Source organism: Paenibacillus sp. BK033 (assembly GCF_004345425.1).
GTDB lineage: Bacteria > Bacillota > Bacilli > Paenibacillales > Paenibacillaceae > Pristimantibacillus.
The window spans coordinates 314,040-331,596 of record NZ_SLVP01000002.1; the positions used below are offsets into that span (position 1 = coordinate 314,040).

Genomic DNA, 17,557 nt, shown 5'->3' on the forward strand with positions numbered 1-17,557 from the left:
TTAGTTAACTGCATGAAATATTTTTTTGTTTTTCCCTTTCCGACTCGCGGTATTGCGCCGGTGTAAGCTACGTGGATTACATGAATCGGACTTATCCGGATATTATGCAATGGCACTAAAAAACGCTGCCGCGCCAATGCGCAGCAGCGTCTTCCTTCTTATAACGTGCTCATCACAATATTACGGAGCTTCCGAGTCAACGGCGTTGTGCCCGCATCCTTCTTCTGAATCATAAGCAGAATCGTCAATCCCTCTTGCGGGAAATTGCCGAAGTATGCACCTAGCCAGCCATCCCAGCCATACTCTCCCGGACTTGCCAGAATTCCCGTAATCTTCGTGTCCGTGACAACGCGCATCAAATTCCCATAGCTGTGGCCGGACATTGTATGCCAGGCGTCAAAGGCAGGCTGCTGACGGTCATTTAACGTTCCCGACGTTAAATATTGAACCGTTCTTGGACGCAAGATTCGTATGCCGTCCAAGCTTCCTTGGTTTAGCAGCATGGTCGTAAATTTCGCCGCGTCGTCAATCGTGGAGACAAGTCCCGCTCCACCGGATTCGAAAGCCGGCTCACGATCCATTTGATGAATAATGCCCAGATGATTGCCGGTAAAGAGGCTCATTCCGCCTTGCTCGCTTGCGTACGTCTTGACAAGACGCCCTCTCTTCTCTTCCGGCAGCCAGAAGCCCGTATCCTTCATGCCAAGCGGGCCGAAAATTTCCTTCTGCAAAAACTCGCCAAAGCGCATGCCGCTTACCACTTCGACAATTGCGCCAAGCACATCGGCCGATGTGCCGTAAGCCCAGGAAGTTCCCGGCTGGAAGGCAAGCGGGCCTTCGCCAAGCTTGTTCATCGCTTCTACGGTGCCCAACGGAGCTTCCCCGAGCAGCCGCTCGCCAATCTCTCTGAACAGAGCCTCCGTTGCTTGTCCGGCCGCGTTGGTGCCGCCGTATACAAGGCCGCAAGTCATATCGAGCAGGTCATGAATATTCATTTCCCGCTCCACGGGCACGAGCCCGCCATTCGCCTCGGCATGCTGATTTTTGAAGCCGGGCAGGTATTGACTGACCGGATCGAACAAATCGATCTCTCCGCGCTCCAGCAGAATCATGACAGCCGTTGCCGTAACCGGCTTCGTCATCGAGTACAAACGGAAGATCGTATTCCGTTCTACCGGGCGTCCCGTTTCGCGGTCGGCCAATCCGTCCTCATGATAAAAGATTTCTTCGCCGTCTTTAATGACCATAAAGCTGGCGCCTGCTACCTCGTTGTTTTCGATGCTTTTTCTAAGCGTTGCCTTGATCTGGCTGACTGCTGTCTGATCCAACATGATGAATAATCTCCTTTTTTCCAATCGCTTCCTCTGACCAAAAATGTATTCGCTAAAGGAAGGGCAAACTCCTCTTCAATCCCTCGTTACGCCCTGCTCAATTTGTATCGACCGCCTGCAACAGTCTCGAAAGACAATAATCCTTGCTCATCCAACGTTCCTGTAATGGCTATGCCGCCCGATTCTATTTGAAGCGCGGCTGCAGACCGAACACGGCAGATTCCGCCCGAGTTGGATACGACTTCCGCGGCTTTAACCGTTCCGTCTTCCCACTGGAGCGATACGTCGAAATGGCCTCTCGCACGCAAACCCTTTACGTACCCTTGCGGCCAGGCATCCGGGAGGGATGGCAGGAGCTCCAAGTAGCCCTTATGGGATTGCACAAGCAGCTCGGCAATCCCGGAAGTCGCAGCGAAGTTGCCGTCAATCTGGAATGGCGGATGGGCGTCAAACAGATTGCCGTATACGCCGCCATGATGATAATTGGTGCTGCCTTCCTCGACTAGAGTCAATAGATTCGACAACAGCCCGAGCGCTCGGTTGCCGTTGCCGAAACGCGCCCATAATCCGACCTTCCAGCCCAGACTCCAGCCCGTTCCGCCGTCTCCTCGAATTTCGAGGGAACGCTGAGCCGCTGCCATCAGCTCCGGAGTCTCCTCCCACGACAGCTGCCGTCCCGGATATACGCCGAACAAATGAGAAACGTGGCGGTGGAATTGATCCTCGTCTTCGAAATCCTTCGACCATTCCTGTAGTCTTCCGTTTTCGCCGATTTGCAGCGGGTGCAGCCGGCTGCGCGTTTCGACAAGCCGCTCCCTAAATGGTTCATCCATGCCAAGTATGGTTGAAGCCTCAATCAGATTCGTGAACAGATCCCAGATGAGCGACAAATCCATGGTGGAAGCAGCGCTGACCGCAGCCAGGCCTTCAGCCGTACGGAACTTATGCTCCGGGGAGGTGGATGGCGACGTGATCAATCGTCCTTCCTTGTCTTCATGCAGCCAGTCCAGGCAGAATAGCGCCGCCTCTTTCATGACCGGGTAAGCCTTCTCCCGCAGAAACGACTCGTCTAATCCAAATGCGTAATGCTCCCATAAATGCTGGCAGAGCCATACGCCGCCCATCGGCCAGAACGCCCAGCCCGGATCCCCGTGACCGTAATCGCCAGCAGGCGAAGACTGGCACCAAATATCGCTGTTATGATGCGCGGTCCAGCCCGCAGCGCCGTAGTTCATGGCAGCGGTTCTCCGGCCGTTCTTGGACAGGTTCTCAATGAAATCCAGCAGCGGCGTATGACAATCGGCCAGGTTGCAGGTTTCCGCAGGCCAGTAATTCATCTCCGCATTAATGTTAAGCGTATAATTGCTGCTCCATGGCGCTCTTGTCTCTTCGTTCCAAATCCCTTGCAGGTTGGCGGGTTGGGTACCTTTGCGGGAGCTTCCGATCATCAAATAGCGGCCGTAATGATAGAGCAGCTCGACAAGACCCGGATCGCTTGCCCCGTAATCCCGGATTCGCGCGTCTGTCGGATAATCTGGCGGCGCAGCCGATTCGCCAAGGCTAAGCTCCACGCGATTAAACAGCCCCTGATGATCCTCCACATGTCTTTGCAGCAGCGATTCATAGGAAAGCTTCTGTGCCTGCTCCAGATAAGCGGAAGCTGCCGCCGACTCATCTTTGCCTTCGCTTCCCGGTAAACGGTCATAGCCGTTAAAGCTTGTTGCCGCGCTGAACATAAGGGTGACAGCCGTCGCGCCCGCAACGCGTAATCCGTCATGTCCGTAAGATACTTGTCCTCCCTCCAGCCGGGCTGCCAATCGGCCTTCAAAGCGCATTGCGTTGGCACTGCCCGGCTCGCCATACCTAACAGGCATGTCCGTGTCGTAGTAACTCGGGTCCACATGCTCCGGCGCGTCTCCGCGCAATATCAGGCTATGCTTGTCAAAAGCCGTCTCGTAACGCAGCGGGCTCTCAAGCCGGGCAAGGAAATTCAGCTTCCCCGGCTGACTCGCTTCAATACGAAGCACAACGACCTGATCCGGATAAGATACAAACAAACGTCTAGTATAAGTCACGTTGCCGATTTGATACTCAACCGTTGAGGTCGCATCATCAAGATGGAGCGCTCTCCGGTAATTTTTCATCGTGTTCCCGTGCAGGAACTTTATATAAAGATCTGCCATCGGCAAGTAGGATTGCGTATAAGTCCCCATCATCTGTTTGCATAATCGGTCGGCTGCCGCAAATTGTCCCTCTTCGATCAGCTTTCTGACTTCGGGAAGCAATTTGACAGCGTTATCATTATCTCCGTAGCGGGGACCGCCGGACCAGAGGGTATCTTCGTTTAACTGGATGCGTTCCATTTCCGATCCGCCAAACATCATCGCTCCAAGACGTCCGTTGCCGGTTGGCAGCGCGTCGGTCCATCTGACCGATGGACGGTTGTATTGCAGCTTCATAGCAGTCATGCTCCTTCTTAATAGAAGATATAAGGTAAAATCTACGAGCTTATTCCGTAAAATCTTATACAGTTCCCGCCTAATACAAGAGATCTATCTTCTTCCGAAAAATCTTTAAGGTAATTCTTAACTATAGTTATCGTCTGCTCATACGTACCGCTTAAGGTGCAGACCGGCCAGTCCGAGCCAATCATCAGCCTTTCGGCTCCAAAGCATTGAAACACGGTATCCAGATAAATTGCGAAATCTTCTTCCTTCCAATTGCCCCATTCCGCCTCCGTTACCATGCCGGACAGCTTGCAATACACATTCGGATAAGCTGCGAGTCTCGCCAGATCCTGTGCCCAAGGCTCAAGCCCTTTATTCGCGATATCCGGCTTCGCGATATGATCAAGCACAAAGGGCTGCTTAGGGAATTGCCCTGCGAGCTCGGCAGCATAAGGAAGATGCTTGGGAAACAGCAGCAAATCGTAAGTTAAGCCGTACTTTTCCAGAGAGGCTATGCCATTCCTGAAATCCTCCCTCAAGAGAAAGCGATCATCCGGTTCGTCATGCACCACATGACGGACCCCCTTTAGCAAAGGGTGATTGCCATATTGCTCAAGCTGCCGATCAATTTCCGGCGAACACAAATCTACCCAACCTACAACGCCTTTTATCTCGGAATAACGTTCGGCCAAGGACAAGAGCCATTCCGTTTCCTGAAGAGACTGCCGGGCTTGAACGGCAATGGATCCGTCAAAGCCGTTTTGCAAAAGCAAGGGCTTCAAATGCTCCGGCAGAAAATCCGTCTGAATCGCCTTATGCTGCCCGGACATCCAACCATAATCCTGCTCGTTGTATATCCAGAAATGCTGATGGGAATCTATTCTCATGAGCCGCCTCCTTGTCTCTAAGGCCATTCTATCATCGCTTTGATCACTTTGTTAGCGGGATCCAGCCAAGATTCGAAATGATCCGCCATTTCGTCAAACGGCACAAGATGCGTCACGTAGCCGTCAACATCAATCCCACCGCCGCGGATAACCTCCAGTACATGCCGGCAATCTTCCTTCGTTGCATTGCGGCTTCCCATTATCGTTAGTTCACGCTTGTGGAATTCGGAATCATCGAATGAAATATGGCCTTTCACTAATCCCACATACACAAGGGTTCCGCCATGAGCAGCGTAACGGACGGCCGCGGACATCGAATGGGTATTTCCCGTCGCATCGAATACGATCGTTGGATAATCGCCATTCGTCAAAGCCTCGAGCCGAGAGAAAGGTTCATCCAGCGCGTTAACGGTATGATCCGCCTTCGCCCATTCCTTGCAGAATGCCAGACGCTCGTCATTCACGTCCATCGCAATCACGTTTGCCCCGGCATGCTTGGCGAGAGCCATGATGCCCAATCCGATTGGACCGGCTCCGATCACAAGCACCGTATCGCCTGCGGCCATTCCCGACCTCCGGACGGCATGCGCTCCGATACTGAACGGCTCCACAACGGCGGCTTGCTCCAGGCTTAAGCCGTCCGCTTTCAGCAGATGCGTTACCGGGACCGAAATTTTTTCCCGCATGCCTCCATCCGCATGCACGCCCAGCACCTGAATCGATGAACAGCAATTTGTTTTTCCTTGCCGGCATGCCGCGCATTTCCCGCAATGCAAATAAGGAATAACACTAACCTGATCACCGGCTTTGAAGCCTTCCTCGTTATCCGCGATATGTTCGATAATACCCGACAGCTCGTGGCCGAGAATACGCGGATAGGTGAAAAACGGCTGATTTCCTTTATAAGCATGAAGGTCCGTTCCGCAGATGCCGACCCTTTTAACGGATACAATCGCTTCACCCGGAGTAAACACCGGCTCCTCCAAATCCGCGTATCTGAATTGCTCAACTTGCTCGCATACAATCCCCTTCATCGATTGGCCCTCCCTTATCGCTCATTGTAAAACGGTATACCGCTCGCCCATGTCTCGTTCATAATCGGCGCAAGAATGAATCGCACTTCCTCTAGCAGCTCCGTGTTTACCGGCTCATCCACCCACATCGCGTTTTTTACGATATTCGAAGGATTAGCCGTGCTGACCAGCGTGGTCGGGATGCGCTCGTTCATGGTAGAGAATTGAACCGCAAGCTTGGCGATATCCTCGCCCTGCGCGGCGCAATGCTCCGCTGCCCGTTTGCAAATCTCTTTTACCTCCCTGCTGGCGGGATGCCAGTCAGGCGTGCCGCGTGTTCCGAGCAAGCCCATGGACAAAGGCGATGCATTGACGAGCCCGATTCTCTTTTCTTCGATTAAAGGGAGAATCGTCTCCAGCGATGTGTCGTTCAAGGAGTAATGGCAATAAGAGATGATAGCGTCAATGTCAGCGTTGGGCAGGAACTCCTCGAACAAGCTGAGCGGCAGTCCGCAAATGCCGGTATGTCGGATTTTCCCCTCGGCTTTTAACCGCTGAATGGCAGGAATTGCCTCCTCGTAGATAATAGCCGGATCTACGAATTCAATATCGTGAAGGAACAGAATATCCAGATAATCGGCATGCAAGCGCTGCAGGCTCTCTTCCACGCTTGCTATAATAGTTCCGCTTCTGAAATCGAACGCGTCCGCCCCATACCTGCCCGCTTTTGTAGACAAATAGTACCGGTCCCGGGAAACGCTCTTCAGCGCTTCACCCAGTACGGTTTCCGCTTTTGTCAGCCCGTAGTAAGGCGATACGTCGATCAGGTTTATGCCAGCGTCTAATGCCGCATGAACCGTGCGGATGCTTTCGTTGTCATCCGTTTCGCGGAATACGGAGCCTAGGGAAGATGCGCCAAAGCTAAGTGCCGATACTTCCAGGCCGGTCTTGCCAAGCTTTCTGTATTTCAAAGAGTCTCACTCCCATAAAAGAATATAATCACATTTTACATCAGCATAATCAGGCATGATAACGCTCTAATCCTGTTAATTTATGCTCTAATTTGCTATCATCGAAGTAACTATCGGGAGGAGGGAAGAAGAAGCCATGCAAACCATACACAAACGCTTCGAGGAATCGGATCAATTTCCATTCAGCCTTGTCTATCGGGATACGAAATCTCCTCAACGGGAGCTGCCCGATCATCTTCATGACTGGTACGAGATTGTATTTGTGTACGCCGGCAAAGGGACCTTCTTCATTAATCACAGCTTCTACGAAATGAACCCCGGCGACGTGTTTCTAATCCCCGGCAACACGGTACACCGAGCGTTCCCGGATGAATATGCGCCCGTGACCTCCAGTGCCATCTTCTTTGCTCCCCGGTTCATTCAGCCAATGGAATTCGGTGAGTCCCATTCGCTGCTGCGCTGCTTCGAGCAAGCCCGGAAAAGCAAAAGCTATAAGCTGGAGACTTCCCCTGACGGGCGCCTGGCCTTCTCCGGCTTGATTGACGGGATGAATGAAGAATGGCGTAACCGGCTTCCGAGCTATCGTGCGGCAATCGCCGTTAGATTGTACGATTTTCTTATTGGCTTGAACCGGATGGCCGTGACGGAGAGCGAGCATCCGCGCAGCTCCAGCTCCGAACCCGCCTGGATCCGGACCATTCTGGATTATATAGATGCCCATATCGGTTTGCGGGAGATGAGTCTTGCCGACTTGTCCTCGAGAGCCTCCGTTACGTATGCCCACTTCTCGAGAGTGTTCAAACAGCATACCGGCATGAACGTTAGCGAATATATTCTGATCAAAAAAATCATGTTAGCCAAGGAGAAGCTGATGTTGACGGACGATACCATCGCCTCCGTTTGTCTGGCGTGCGGTTTTGAAAGCGAATCCTATTTTTATAAGAAGTTCAAGCTGATCACCGGGATGACACCCGTGGAATACAGACGCAGCTGCCGGTAAACAGCGGCGCCTAGCCTATATGCTAAGGATGAAATCACGCGATTGGAAAGGGTGAACGATGATGCTAGACAGGACGAAACTGTTGACCGATGAGCAAGTACGCTACCGGAGAACGGATTGGTTCAAATCGATGGCATGTTGTCCGCGGAGGAAGTCGAGGAGCTTCGGGGTTACCCCGAAGAGACCATGGCGGTACGGAACGGGAGATCCGCTCAAACGGCAGCTTCGGGGGAGCTTTATTACTCTGAGCTGATAGGAAATCAACGGAATTGTCTGATCTTCAGGAACAAATCCTTAAACACCGCATCGCGGTCGATATAACGCACGTAACGAATGAGATGCCTCGACGGATCGGTACTCCACCGGAAATCATCCGATATGCGGGGACTAGGAAGCAGCTGCGACGGCGCCCAGTTCGGATTATTGAGCCATGCGATCGTGGATATATCCCAGATAACACGGGAGTAGGCGTAATGGTCATCCGCGCAATCCCTGTAAGTCTCGTACAAATACTGCCCAAGCTCCCCCTCCGGCTGCACGTAATCCCGGATTTCGGATAACGTGGTCCGCAGGTTCGAAGCTACTCCCATGCAAGGGATAAGAATTAGCGGTACCCCACTGTCCATAATTACTCTGGACGCATGCAGGTCCTGGGCCAAATTGAATTCCCTCGTATCTCCCCACTCCAACGTATGTCCGCCTAGCCACACCACTACAATCCTTTCGATAATCCCCGGCTTCGTCAGTATGGCGCTGGCCACGTTCGTAATCGCGCCTATAGCCACGACATACAGAGGATCGTCGGCTTCATGCTGCATCGCTCTCTTGATCAGATCACGGGCGGCATCGCTTTCAACGGGCAGGTCGGCCCCGGGCAAATATTGCTCCGAGCCGCGAAAGGCCGGAACGTCCTCGCGCTTCAGCAGCTTCCGTATTTTCATTATCTCGCTATAGCTTTTGTCCATGCCGTCGCCGGGGCTGCTCGATAACTCATTGAAGAACGGCGCGGCGTACAGAGCCTCTACTTCCATTCTCTCATTCGAAAGCAAGGAGTAGGCTACGGCGAATTGGTCGTCGATTTCGTTAAACGTATCGGTATCGAGTACCATACGAATTTTACCTGTCGGCGGGGCTAATCTTTGAACTACAAACGATTCGGACAGCTTCGGATACAACATTCCCTATTCCTCCATTATCAACAATCCTTTTAGTGTAAGCCCTTACGGAATTAACTTTAAGCCGCTGCTCTCCTATCGTCAATGCGATCAAGGAACCAATCCGTGCAGCTTCTTGAACGCTTCGGGGTTCATCCCGTTCAGCTTGCGGAATACGGCGCCGAAATAGCTCGAGCTCTCAAAGCCAACCCTGCCCGCTATCTCGTACATCCGCATCGCCGGGTGCTGGAACATGAGCTGCTTGCTTCGTTTAATGCGCTGCTGGTTAATGTATTCCATCGGTCTTATATTCATCGTCTGCTGAAAAATTCTGCATAGGTATTGCGGGGTAACGGCAGCCACAGCCGCGAGCTCGGTAAGCGTCAACGGTCTTTGCAGATTGTTTTCTATATAATGCAGGACTGGCTTTACCCGGTCAAATTCCTGATCCGAATAGGACGGAGACAGCAATTGATACTTGAGATCGATGAGCAGGCCGTATAAAAGCTTCGAACGTTCAAGGCTAGCCTCCTGGTCATTATCCATCGCCAAAGTCAACATCTGTTCCAGCGGCTTAATCAGCTGATTCGTCTTTAATCTTCCAGTCCCCGATTCGCTGATTCCGGCGAACAACAGCATTTGGTCCGCTTCGCGCCCGTTGAACGATACCCAAGATACCTTCCATTTCTGATTCAGAGGCCTATAGGAATGAGGGGTGTCTGGATAGAGGAAAAACACGTCGCCGGCCTCTACTTTATATACCTTGCCGTTCACGACAACCTCTCCAACCCCCTCCAAAACTTGATGCATCTGATAATCGGGGAAGCCTTCCGGGCGTTCGGTTTCCATTTGATGCTCCCAGTAGCCAACCGTCGTTGCAAAGAGCGGAAGGCCGGAGGTTTCATCCTGCGAGCAAAAGAAATAATTACCCTCCATCCGGATTACCTCGTTTCATATTTTTAGAGATCAATGCAATATCCTTATATTTTATAAGTATACATTCCTCACTATAATATGAATATACTATCATTGAATTTTAGGAGATGAAAAATTTTGCGAGCCAAACTTAATTATCAGCCACCTGCAAACGGTTATCCGGAATGGAACAATAACCCCGAAATTTTTCAAGTCAACCGCTTGCCTGCACACGCATCCATGATGTCTTACCGCTCTGTGGAAGAGGCGCTGATCGGTGATAAAACGGCTTCGGAGCGTTATTTGTCGTTAAACGGGGTTTGGAAATTCGCCTTTGCCGAAACTCCCGCCGAGCGCATTCAACGTTTCTATGAATTGGATTACGATGCCGGCGGCTGGTCCGACATGCCCGTTCCCTCCCATTGGCAGTTCCATGGCTTCGACTATCCGCAATATACAAACATCCGTTATCCGTGGATCGAATCGGAGCCGGAATTGCGACCGCCTTTTGCCCCGACCAAATATAATCCGGTTGGCTCATATATCCGCAGCTTTCAGATTCCGGAATCCTGGAACGGCCAACCGGTATACCTGAGCTTCCAAGGCGTTGAATCTGCCTTCTACGTCTGGGTAAACGGCGAGCTGGTCGGATATAGCGAGGACACGTTTACTCCGTCGGAGTTTGACATTACCCCTTATTTGACGAACGGCGAGAATAAGCTGGCCGTAGAGGTGTATCGCTGGTGCGATGCGAGTTGGCTGGAGGACCAGGATTTCTGGCGACTCAGCGGAATTTTCCGCGATGTGTATTTGTACACGAAACCAAAGGTCAATATCTCGGATTTCTTTGCGCGTACCAATCTGGATGAAGAATACCGAAATGCCGAATTAGCGGTTACCCTTACGCTCGAAAACTACTTTAACGAAGCCGCGGAAGGCATCCGCGTCGAAGCCCAATTGTACGATGCCAATCAACGGGCCATATGGACGGAACCGGTTGCTGGGACGCATTCTTTCTCGGGCGAGGGAGAGCATCGACTTTCATTGTCCGGTCATGTGGAGAACCCGCTCAAATGGAGCTCCGAGGCTCCTCATTTATATACGCTCGTATTATCGGTCAAGAATGCGGCCGGATTAATCGAAGCGCATAGCAGCAAAGTTGGTTTCCGCACATTCGAGCTTAAGGACGGTTTGATGCGGATCAACGGCAAACGTATTATTTTCAAAGGCGCGAACCGCCACGAATTTTCCTGCGATACCGGCCGGGCATTGTCCAAAGAAGATATGATCCGGGATATCAAACTTATGAAGACCCATAACATCAATGCAGTTCGTACCTCCCATTATCCGAATCAATCGGTATGGTATGAGCTTTGCGATGAATACGGCTTATACGTCATCGATGAAACAAACCTGGAAACGCACGGCTCCTGGACCTACGGCCAGCAGGATCTTCCCGCGCATACGGTTCCGGGCAGCCATGCGGAATGGAGAGCCAATGTACTGGATCGCTGCAATTCGATGTTCCAGAGGGACAAGAATCATCCGTCGGTTGTCATCTGGTCGCTTGGCAACGAATCCTTTGGCGGCGATAATTTTATCGCTATGCATGATTATTTAAAGGAAGCCGATCCTACCCGGCTCGTGCATTACGAGGGCGTATTCCATTACCGTCCTTCCGAAGCCGCGTCGGATATTGAATCGACGATGTATATCCGTCCGCACGAAGTGGAGCGATATGCCCTCAATCATCCGAAAAAGCCTTATATACTATGCGAATACTCCCATGCGATGGGCAACTCTTGCGGCGGGCTTCATAAATACACGGAGCTGTTCGATAAATACGAGATTTTGCAAGGCGGGTTTATCTGGGATTGGGTGGATCAGGCGATCCGGACCAAAACGGAAGACGGCGTGGAATACCTGGCTTATGGAGGCGATTTCGGCGAATCGCCGCATGACGGCAATTTCAGCGGCAACGGCCTGCTGTTTGCCGACCGCTCCGTTACGCCAAAGCTGTATGAAGTGAAGAAATGCTACCAGAACGTTTCGATTTCGGATATCAATCTCGCGGCTCGGACGATTCGCGTCAAGAATAATAACTTGTTCACGGATCTTGGCGTATACGATCTGAAATGGGAAGTGCAGTATGAAGGCAAATCCGTTCAAAAGGATGTTCTGAAGTTGTCCTTGGCACCGGGCGAGACGACGGAAGTAACGGTGCCTTACAGCCCTTCGTTCTGCGAGCAAGAAGCGGTTCTGACCGTTTCCTTCGTCATTCCGGAGGAATCGAACTGGGCTGAAGCCGGTCATGAAGTCGCTTGGGAGCAGTTTGTACTGTCGCCGCGCGTGGCGGAGGTTTACAGTTACGTTACCGATGCCGTACATGCTCCCCTGCAATTAAACGAACAATCAGACGCGCTGCAAATTAGCAACAACGTGTTGTCGGTTGCCTTTAACCGTCATACAGGGGATATCGTATCCTATCGTTCGGGAGACAAAGAGAATTTGCTTGAGCCGATTCGTCCCAACTTCTGGCGTGCAGCTACCGATAATGACTTCGGCAACAAAATGCCGGAGCGGTGCTCGGTATGGAAAGAAGCGGGAAGCACCAAACAGCTTATTCAATTTACTTGGACCGCGGCGCAGGACCGCTGCCATGTCACTACGGTGCATCAGTTGGCAACAAGTCCGGTCTCTCTGCTAACGATCAGCTATACGGTTCATGCAAACGGATCGATTCACATTCACGAACAGCTGCAGCCAGGCGGCGACAAGCTTCCCGAAATTCCGGAGTTCGGCATGCTGCTCGTTCTTGACGGCAGTCTGGATACCCTGTCGTGGTATGGCTTGGGACCTCATGAGAACTACTGGGATCGTAAAACAGGCGCAAAAATAGGAACGTACAGCGGTTTGGTTAAAGACCAATTTGTCCCTTACCTCAGACCGCAGGAATGCGGCAATAAGACCGATGTCCGTTATGCCGAGCTTACAAACGGCGCCGATGGAAAAGGTGTTCGCTTTGACAGCTCCGCCGTTATGGAAATCAACGCCCTTCCGTGGAAGCCGGAAGAGCTTGAAGCAAGCGACCACCCGTACAAACTGCCCTTCTCGTCGAAAACCGTCGTACGCGTAAACGAAAGACAAATGGGCGTTGGCGGCGATGACAGCTGGGGTGCCCCTATTCATCCGGAATACAAACTTTTCGCCAACCGGCCTTACAGCTTATCGTTCACCCTTTCTTTGATCTGAATATAGCAAACAACAAGACCATCCTGGCAGGATGGTCTTGTTGTTTAACGGGCAATCAGCTCGATTAATTCGGCCGGATGCGTAAGCTTCGGATATTCCGTTATTTTGCCGGCTCTGTCCTCCGGGAGGAACCAGGTGGCGTGATAAGCCTGCAGGCCGTAGTCCGATGCGCCGTCCAGTTCGCTGGAACCCCCATCTCCTACAAATACGGAGTCAGACGGCGATACCCCAATACGCTCGCAAGCAAGCTGGTAGATAAGAGGCTCTGGTTTAGCGCTATGTACCGCATAAGAGAATATAGCTTCATCAAAATGAGGGGCTAATTCGCTGCTCTCCCAAGACGCTACTTCTTCCCGGGTGCAATTACTGATAAGACATACCTTGACTCCCGCGGAGCGGAGCTGACCCAGCATCTCCAGAATAGCTGGCTCTATCCGGTTGAACGGAATAGCCTTAGAGGCGACCCGATCATTATGGATGTTATCGATGATTTCCTCAGCAGCTTCATATCCTAGCGTGCTCAGAATATCTCTTAATACCGATGGAAAATCCGGAAAAGTTCCGTTCATCCTCCGCTCCTGCCTCTTTTTCCACTCCTGCTCGAACAGCTTGGCATCTACCCCCAGCTGTCCCACAAAATGATTCGAACGCGGCGCTTTCCGTACGCCGTTCTCAAACTCGGTAATCAAGGTCTCGAACAAATCAAAAAATACGGCTTGAATTTTCAACGGGATCCCTCCAGGCCGGCATGGTAAGCGGGAGACAAATAGTTTAAGCCTATTTTATTTAGATACAACAGACGCTTTTCCAGCTCCTTAACTACAGGAGGCGAATCGCCTGTCTTGATAGCAGGTTCAAGATTGCTGACAAACAACAGCATGTCGGGAATGGACAATCTCGAAACCTCTTTAATCGTCATTCCATTTACCGTAACAGACAAGCATTCCGTGTCGTAATGATTCCTTTGGCTGCAATCCGGGCAATGAACCGGACCCGAAAAATAATCGATAGCTCTTAGATTGCCTTTGCTTGTTGTGCCGGAGTCTCTCAAAAACTTAACATCGTTTACGCAACCCCGGTAGAAACCGCTTTTTATTTTTGATTTATGCTTATAAGTTAAGAGTTCTTTCCTATAGCCGTACAATAAAATCTCGATAAAAGCTGGATCTTGCCCTGCCAACGGACGATCGTAGCGGATGTCCAGCACCTTGGCCAATTGCTTAATCATTTCGACCGGTCCACAGTTTGCGCCAGCCCATAATAATACGGCTCCGCGCTTAAGCGATAACTCCGGGGCAATCATGCGGCGGAGATCGATATCTATCCTTGCGGGATTACCGCTGCATGAAGAGCATCCTCCATTTATCAAGCGTTCAGAGAAATGGTCCGCTTCCCATCTCTTGCCGTCATCCCTTTGATTCCCGCTCCAAGCATATAGTTGCTTTAATCTTTCCTGTACGCTTACGATTATGGCAACAAGAGAGCTGCGGGAATTAAACCTGTCCGTTACGATCGAGGCTTGCTGCATGCTCAGCGCCCCCTTTCCTTATACTGGAAACGAGTATCTATCTCCAACTATAACGAATCCTGGCCTTCCTATCAATCATCCAATATGCTAGTATAGCGAAAAGAATCCGTTTTTGCTTCATAAAGGATGGCGCAGCAAAATGTCCACATTCCGTTTCTCCCCGTATAGCGTAGCTATCATCACGCCTTTCCGTCAGGACGACACGATTGACGAACAAGGAATCCATCATTTGGTTCGTTACTATTGGGAACATCAGGTCCCCGCCCTGCTCGTCGGAGGATCGACCGGTGAACAGCACTCCTTGTCCTTGGAAGAGAGAAGAAGTCTCTATCGTCTGACCAGACAGGCCGCTTCAGCAGAGTTTCCTTTGTACGCGGGAGTGGCAGCGATTCGAACTCGTGACGCCGTCCAACTGGCGTTGGAGGCTGAAAAAGCTGGACAAACGGCGATTATGCTTGGCTTTCCGCCCTATGTCCGCCCAAGCCAACGCGAAGCCGCAATCTATGCTGAAGCGGTATGCTCAGCGACGGCTCTGCCCGTTATGCTTTACAATAATCCGGTACGAACGGGATTTAATCTGGAGCCTCAAACCCTAATAAGTTTGGCGAGGAGGTTCCCTCAAATAAGAGCATTAAAAGAAGCGGGCAACCCGGATGTCGTCAAAGGGATTAGAGATGAGCTTGGAGAAGACTTTCAAGTGTTATCCGGAATCGACTCGACAATCGTTGACTATTCCGCCAAAGGATATACCGGTCTCACAAGCGTTGCGGGAAATCTGTTTCCGAATGAATTAAAAGAAATCGTTGGCCTCCTAGGCTCGGGGCAACTGGAAGAAGCAGCGTTAATGCTAAACCCTCTCCGGCCTAAGCTGGAGCTGCTCGGAAGCATCGGTTGGGTCAGAGTTATCCGTCACCGCCTTGCAGCTCAAGGAATCGTCGCCGGAGGCTTCCGCGAACCTCTCACTCCGCTAACGGCTGAGGAAGCAGCAGCGGTCACCAACGTCTTGCATTAAAAACGGAAGGCGCCATGCAAAAATTGCAAGGCGCCTTCCGCGTACTATTCGATTATGCGGTACAGCTTATTCTCCCAGCCTTCCTGGCGGACGGTATGCTCATGCTTGAGCCAGAGAACCATTGTTCCCCGGGAGCGGTTATTCCAGTAGGGATAAGGAACCGCCGTAATGGGACGGCCGTCCGCATCTGTTGTCCGGATAAGAACGGCACCATCGAAGAAGCCGTCGTCATGCTTCTTCTCGAATACCGGCTGAAGCGGCAGCTTGCGGTCCATATGATTAACTCGCAGCGCTTCGCGGGAATAAAGAATAGTGCCGTTTTCCGCCTTTTCATTATCTACCGATTCCAGACAGTACAACACCGGCCCGCGCCGGATGGCCGCTTTATCGGCATGCGTCTTTACATTCGGATGAACCTCCACCAAATGAACAGGCATATCCAGCTCAAGCTGAATCCGATCCCCCGGAGACCATACCCGGTTCAAGACGGCATAGCCGTTTTCCAGCTCAGAGTCGGCTGCCTGATCGTTCACTCGGATAACATATTGCCCGCACCATTCCGGAATGCGCAGCCGCAAGTCAAACTGGGCTTTCCTCTCCGGCGTAACCGTAATGCCAACCGCGCCTGACCAAGGATAATTCGTCTGCTGCTTGATCGTTACCGGAACATCGCCGATTAGCAGCTCGCTTTCGCTTCCAATATAGAGATTGACGAATGCTCCTTTTCCGTCATAGGCGTAAATATACGAAGCAAGCTCCGGCAAAAGCTTCATAATCATCGGCGGACAACAAGGGCAGCTATGCCATTCCCACCGGTTATGACCGCCTTTGCTGACCAGCGGATTCTCGTAAAAGTATTTATGACCGTCCATCGAACGCCCAGCCAATACGATATTGTATATAATCGTCTCCAGCTTGTCGATATAACGGCTTTCTCCGGTAGCAAGGAACAGATTCCAGCTGAAGAAGCCCATGCCAACGCCAGCGCAAGTCTCCAAATAGCCGTTATCCGGCAATTCATAGTTTGCGCCAAACTTCTCGTCATGGTGAACCGCCCCCACACCGCCGGTAATATGAGATTTCTGGTACGAAATATTATCCCACAGCTTCCTCGCCGTCTCTAAATAAAGCTTCTCTCCCGTGCATAAATAAAGAGCGGTCAGACCCGTGTACAGCAACGTGGCGCGAACCGCATGCCCTACCGCTTCCTCCTGCTCCAGAACCGGTTTATGGTCCTGCGCATACTCCCCGCCATGCGAATATCTGCCTTCATGATTGCCCCGGTTGCGAATCCAGAACGTAACAAGTTCAAGATAATCCGAAGCGATGAAAGGAACCTGCATCGCCGCGCCAAGCTCCGGCTCATCCAGAGCCAGCTGATACAGCTTCAGAACCGCCTCCTCCGGCAGCGAGTGGGCAGGGACAATATTCCGTTTAGGCGGAGGCCCCATTATGCCGCTCATATGATTGGCGAACCGGACCGCTGCTTTGAGCAGGGATGTTTTACCCGTGGCTTTATAATGATGAACAGCTGCTTCGATCAGACAACCGGCATTATAAACATCATGCTGCCATCTTAAGAATCCTCCGTTCTCGCCCCAGCGCTGGCCGGGACGGTCAAGCTGCGTATAGGTGTTGATATAACCGTCGCCGCCAGCTTCTTGGGCACGGACGATTTTTTCGATAATCCCATCGACTTTACCATCCAAACGCTCATCAGGAGAAACGGCCAGTATATCGGAGATCCCGCGGATGGTTTCGTAGACGAGTCCATCGAACCAAGGCTCTCCGGAATGGAATCCGACGGTTCCCTCCGCTACGAAATCAAAATTTCGCAAAGCTCCGTCATTCTCGAATTTGTGAAGCACATCATAGGCGGTTACTTCATGCAGCACCTTTAATTTGGGCTCCCAGAATGCATCCTGGATGCGGACGGCTTGAACGGGCACATTGTTCACCGTCTGATACTTGTAGGTTGTTGTCTTCTTATTAAGCCGGGTTGCTTCGAAAGTCAAACTTGGACACCCCTTCGCATGGAATGGAATTG

13 protein-coding genes are annotated in these 17,557 nt (G+C 51.6%); 3 read left to right on the forward strand and 10 right to left on the reverse strand.

The window, feature by feature from the left end; genetic code table 11:
• Positions 1 to 158: 158 nt before the first annotated feature.
• From EV294_RS08610 to EV294_RS08630, 5 genes are all read right to left on the reverse strand, one after another.
• Positions 159 to 1,331 carry a serine hydrolase domain-containing protein gene (locus tag EV294_RS08610; protein WP_132305833.1) on the reverse strand — a complete coding sequence of 391 codons (1,173 nt, stop codon included), beginning with the start codon at positions 1,329 to 1,331 and terminating at the stop codon, positions 159 to 161.
• 86 nt (positions 1,332 to 1,417) lie between these two features.
• Entirely contained in the window at positions 1,418 to 3,790 is a 2,373-nt protein-coding gene (locus EV294_RS08615; RefSeq protein WP_132305835.1) for a glycoside hydrolase family 95 protein, read from the reverse strand.
• A gap of 41 nt (positions 3,791 to 3,831) precedes the next feature.
• A complete protein-coding gene (locus EV294_RS08620; protein ID WP_132305837.1) occupies positions 3,832 to 4,665 on the reverse strand; it encodes an amidohydrolase family protein in 834 nt (277 codons plus the stop codon).
• Between the two features lie 17 nt (positions 4,666 to 4,682).
• Positions 4,683 to 5,699 (reverse strand): zinc-binding alcohol dehydrogenase family protein, encoded by a 1,017-nt coding sequence (locus EV294_RS08625; protein ID WP_132305839.1) that lies wholly within the window; start codon positions 5,697 to 5,699, stop codon positions 4,683 to 4,685.
• Positions 5,700 to 5,713: 14 nt separating this feature from the next.
• Positions 5,714 to 6,649: an aldo/keto reductase gene (locus EV294_RS08630; protein ID WP_132305841.1), complete on the reverse strand. Its 936-nt coding sequence runs from the start codon at positions 6,647 to 6,649 to the stop codon at positions 5,714 to 5,716.
• A 136-nt stretch (positions 6,650 to 6,785) separates the two neighbouring features.
• On the opposite strand from EV294_RS08630, the gene EV294_RS08635 reads away from it, so the two are divergent.
• A complete protein-coding gene (locus EV294_RS08635; RefSeq protein WP_132305843.1) occupies positions 6,786 to 7,649 on the forward strand; it encodes a helix-turn-helix domain-containing protein in 864 nt (287 codons plus the stop codon).
• Between the two features lie 260 nt (positions 7,650 to 7,909).
• Here EV294_RS08635 and EV294_RS08640 read toward each other — a convergent pair whose 3' ends face one another.
• Together EV294_RS08640 and EV294_RS08645 are read right to left on the reverse strand one after the other, a co-directional pair.
• A complete protein-coding gene (locus EV294_RS08640) occupies positions 7,910 to 8,827 on the reverse strand; it encodes a nucleoside hydrolase (RefSeq protein WP_132305845.1) in 918 nt (305 codons plus the stop codon).
• A gap of 87 nt (positions 8,828 to 8,914) precedes the next feature.
• Positions 8,915 to 9,739, reverse strand: coding sequence for an AraC family transcriptional regulator (locus tag EV294_RS08645; protein ID WP_132305847.1), 825 nt, complete (start codon positions 9,737 to 9,739; stop codon positions 8,915 to 8,917).
• Positions 9,740 to 9,856: 117 nt separating this feature from the next.
• Here EV294_RS08645 and lacZ point away from each other — a divergent pair, with 117 nt between their 5' ends.
• Positions 9,857 to 12,970, forward strand: a complete 3,114-nt coding sequence (lacZ, locus tag EV294_RS08650) for a beta-galactosidase, LacZ type (RefSeq protein ID WP_132305849.1) — start codon at positions 9,857 to 9,859, stop codon at positions 12,968 to 12,970.
• Between the two features lie 44 nt (positions 12,971 to 13,014).
• Here lacZ and EV294_RS08655 read toward each other — a convergent pair whose 3' ends face one another.
• Together EV294_RS08655 and EV294_RS08660 are read right to left on the reverse strand one after the other, a co-directional pair.
• Positions 13,015 to 13,698, reverse strand: coding sequence for an HAD family hydrolase (locus EV294_RS08655; RefSeq protein WP_165930622.1), 684 nt, complete (start codon positions 13,696 to 13,698; stop codon positions 13,015 to 13,017).
• The gene (locus tag EV294_RS08660) at positions 13,695 to 14,498 is read right to left on the reverse strand and encodes an excinuclease ABC subunit UvrA (RefSeq protein ID WP_132305853.1); all 804 of its coding nucleotides are present in this window, start codon (positions 14,496 to 14,498) and stop codon (positions 13,695 to 13,697) included. Before EV294_RS08660 ends, EV294_RS08655 begins: the two co-directional genes overlap by 4 nt.
• Positions 14,499 to 14,637: 139 nt before the next feature.
• Between EV294_RS08660 and EV294_RS08665 the strand changes: the two genes are divergently transcribed.
• Positions 14,638 to 15,510, forward strand: coding sequence for a dihydrodipicolinate synthase family protein (locus EV294_RS08665; RefSeq protein ID WP_132305855.1), 873 nt, complete (start codon positions 14,638 to 14,640; stop codon positions 15,508 to 15,510).
• Positions 15,511 to 15,554: 44 nt separating this feature from the next.
• Here the strand turns inward: EV294_RS08665 and EV294_RS08670 are convergent, their stop codons facing one another.
• Positions 15,555 to 17,525, reverse strand: a complete 1,971-nt coding sequence (locus tag EV294_RS08670; RefSeq protein WP_165930623.1) for a glycoside hydrolase family 127 protein — start codon at positions 17,523 to 17,525, stop codon at positions 15,555 to 15,557.
• Positions 17,526 to 17,557: the final 32 nt, after the last annotated feature.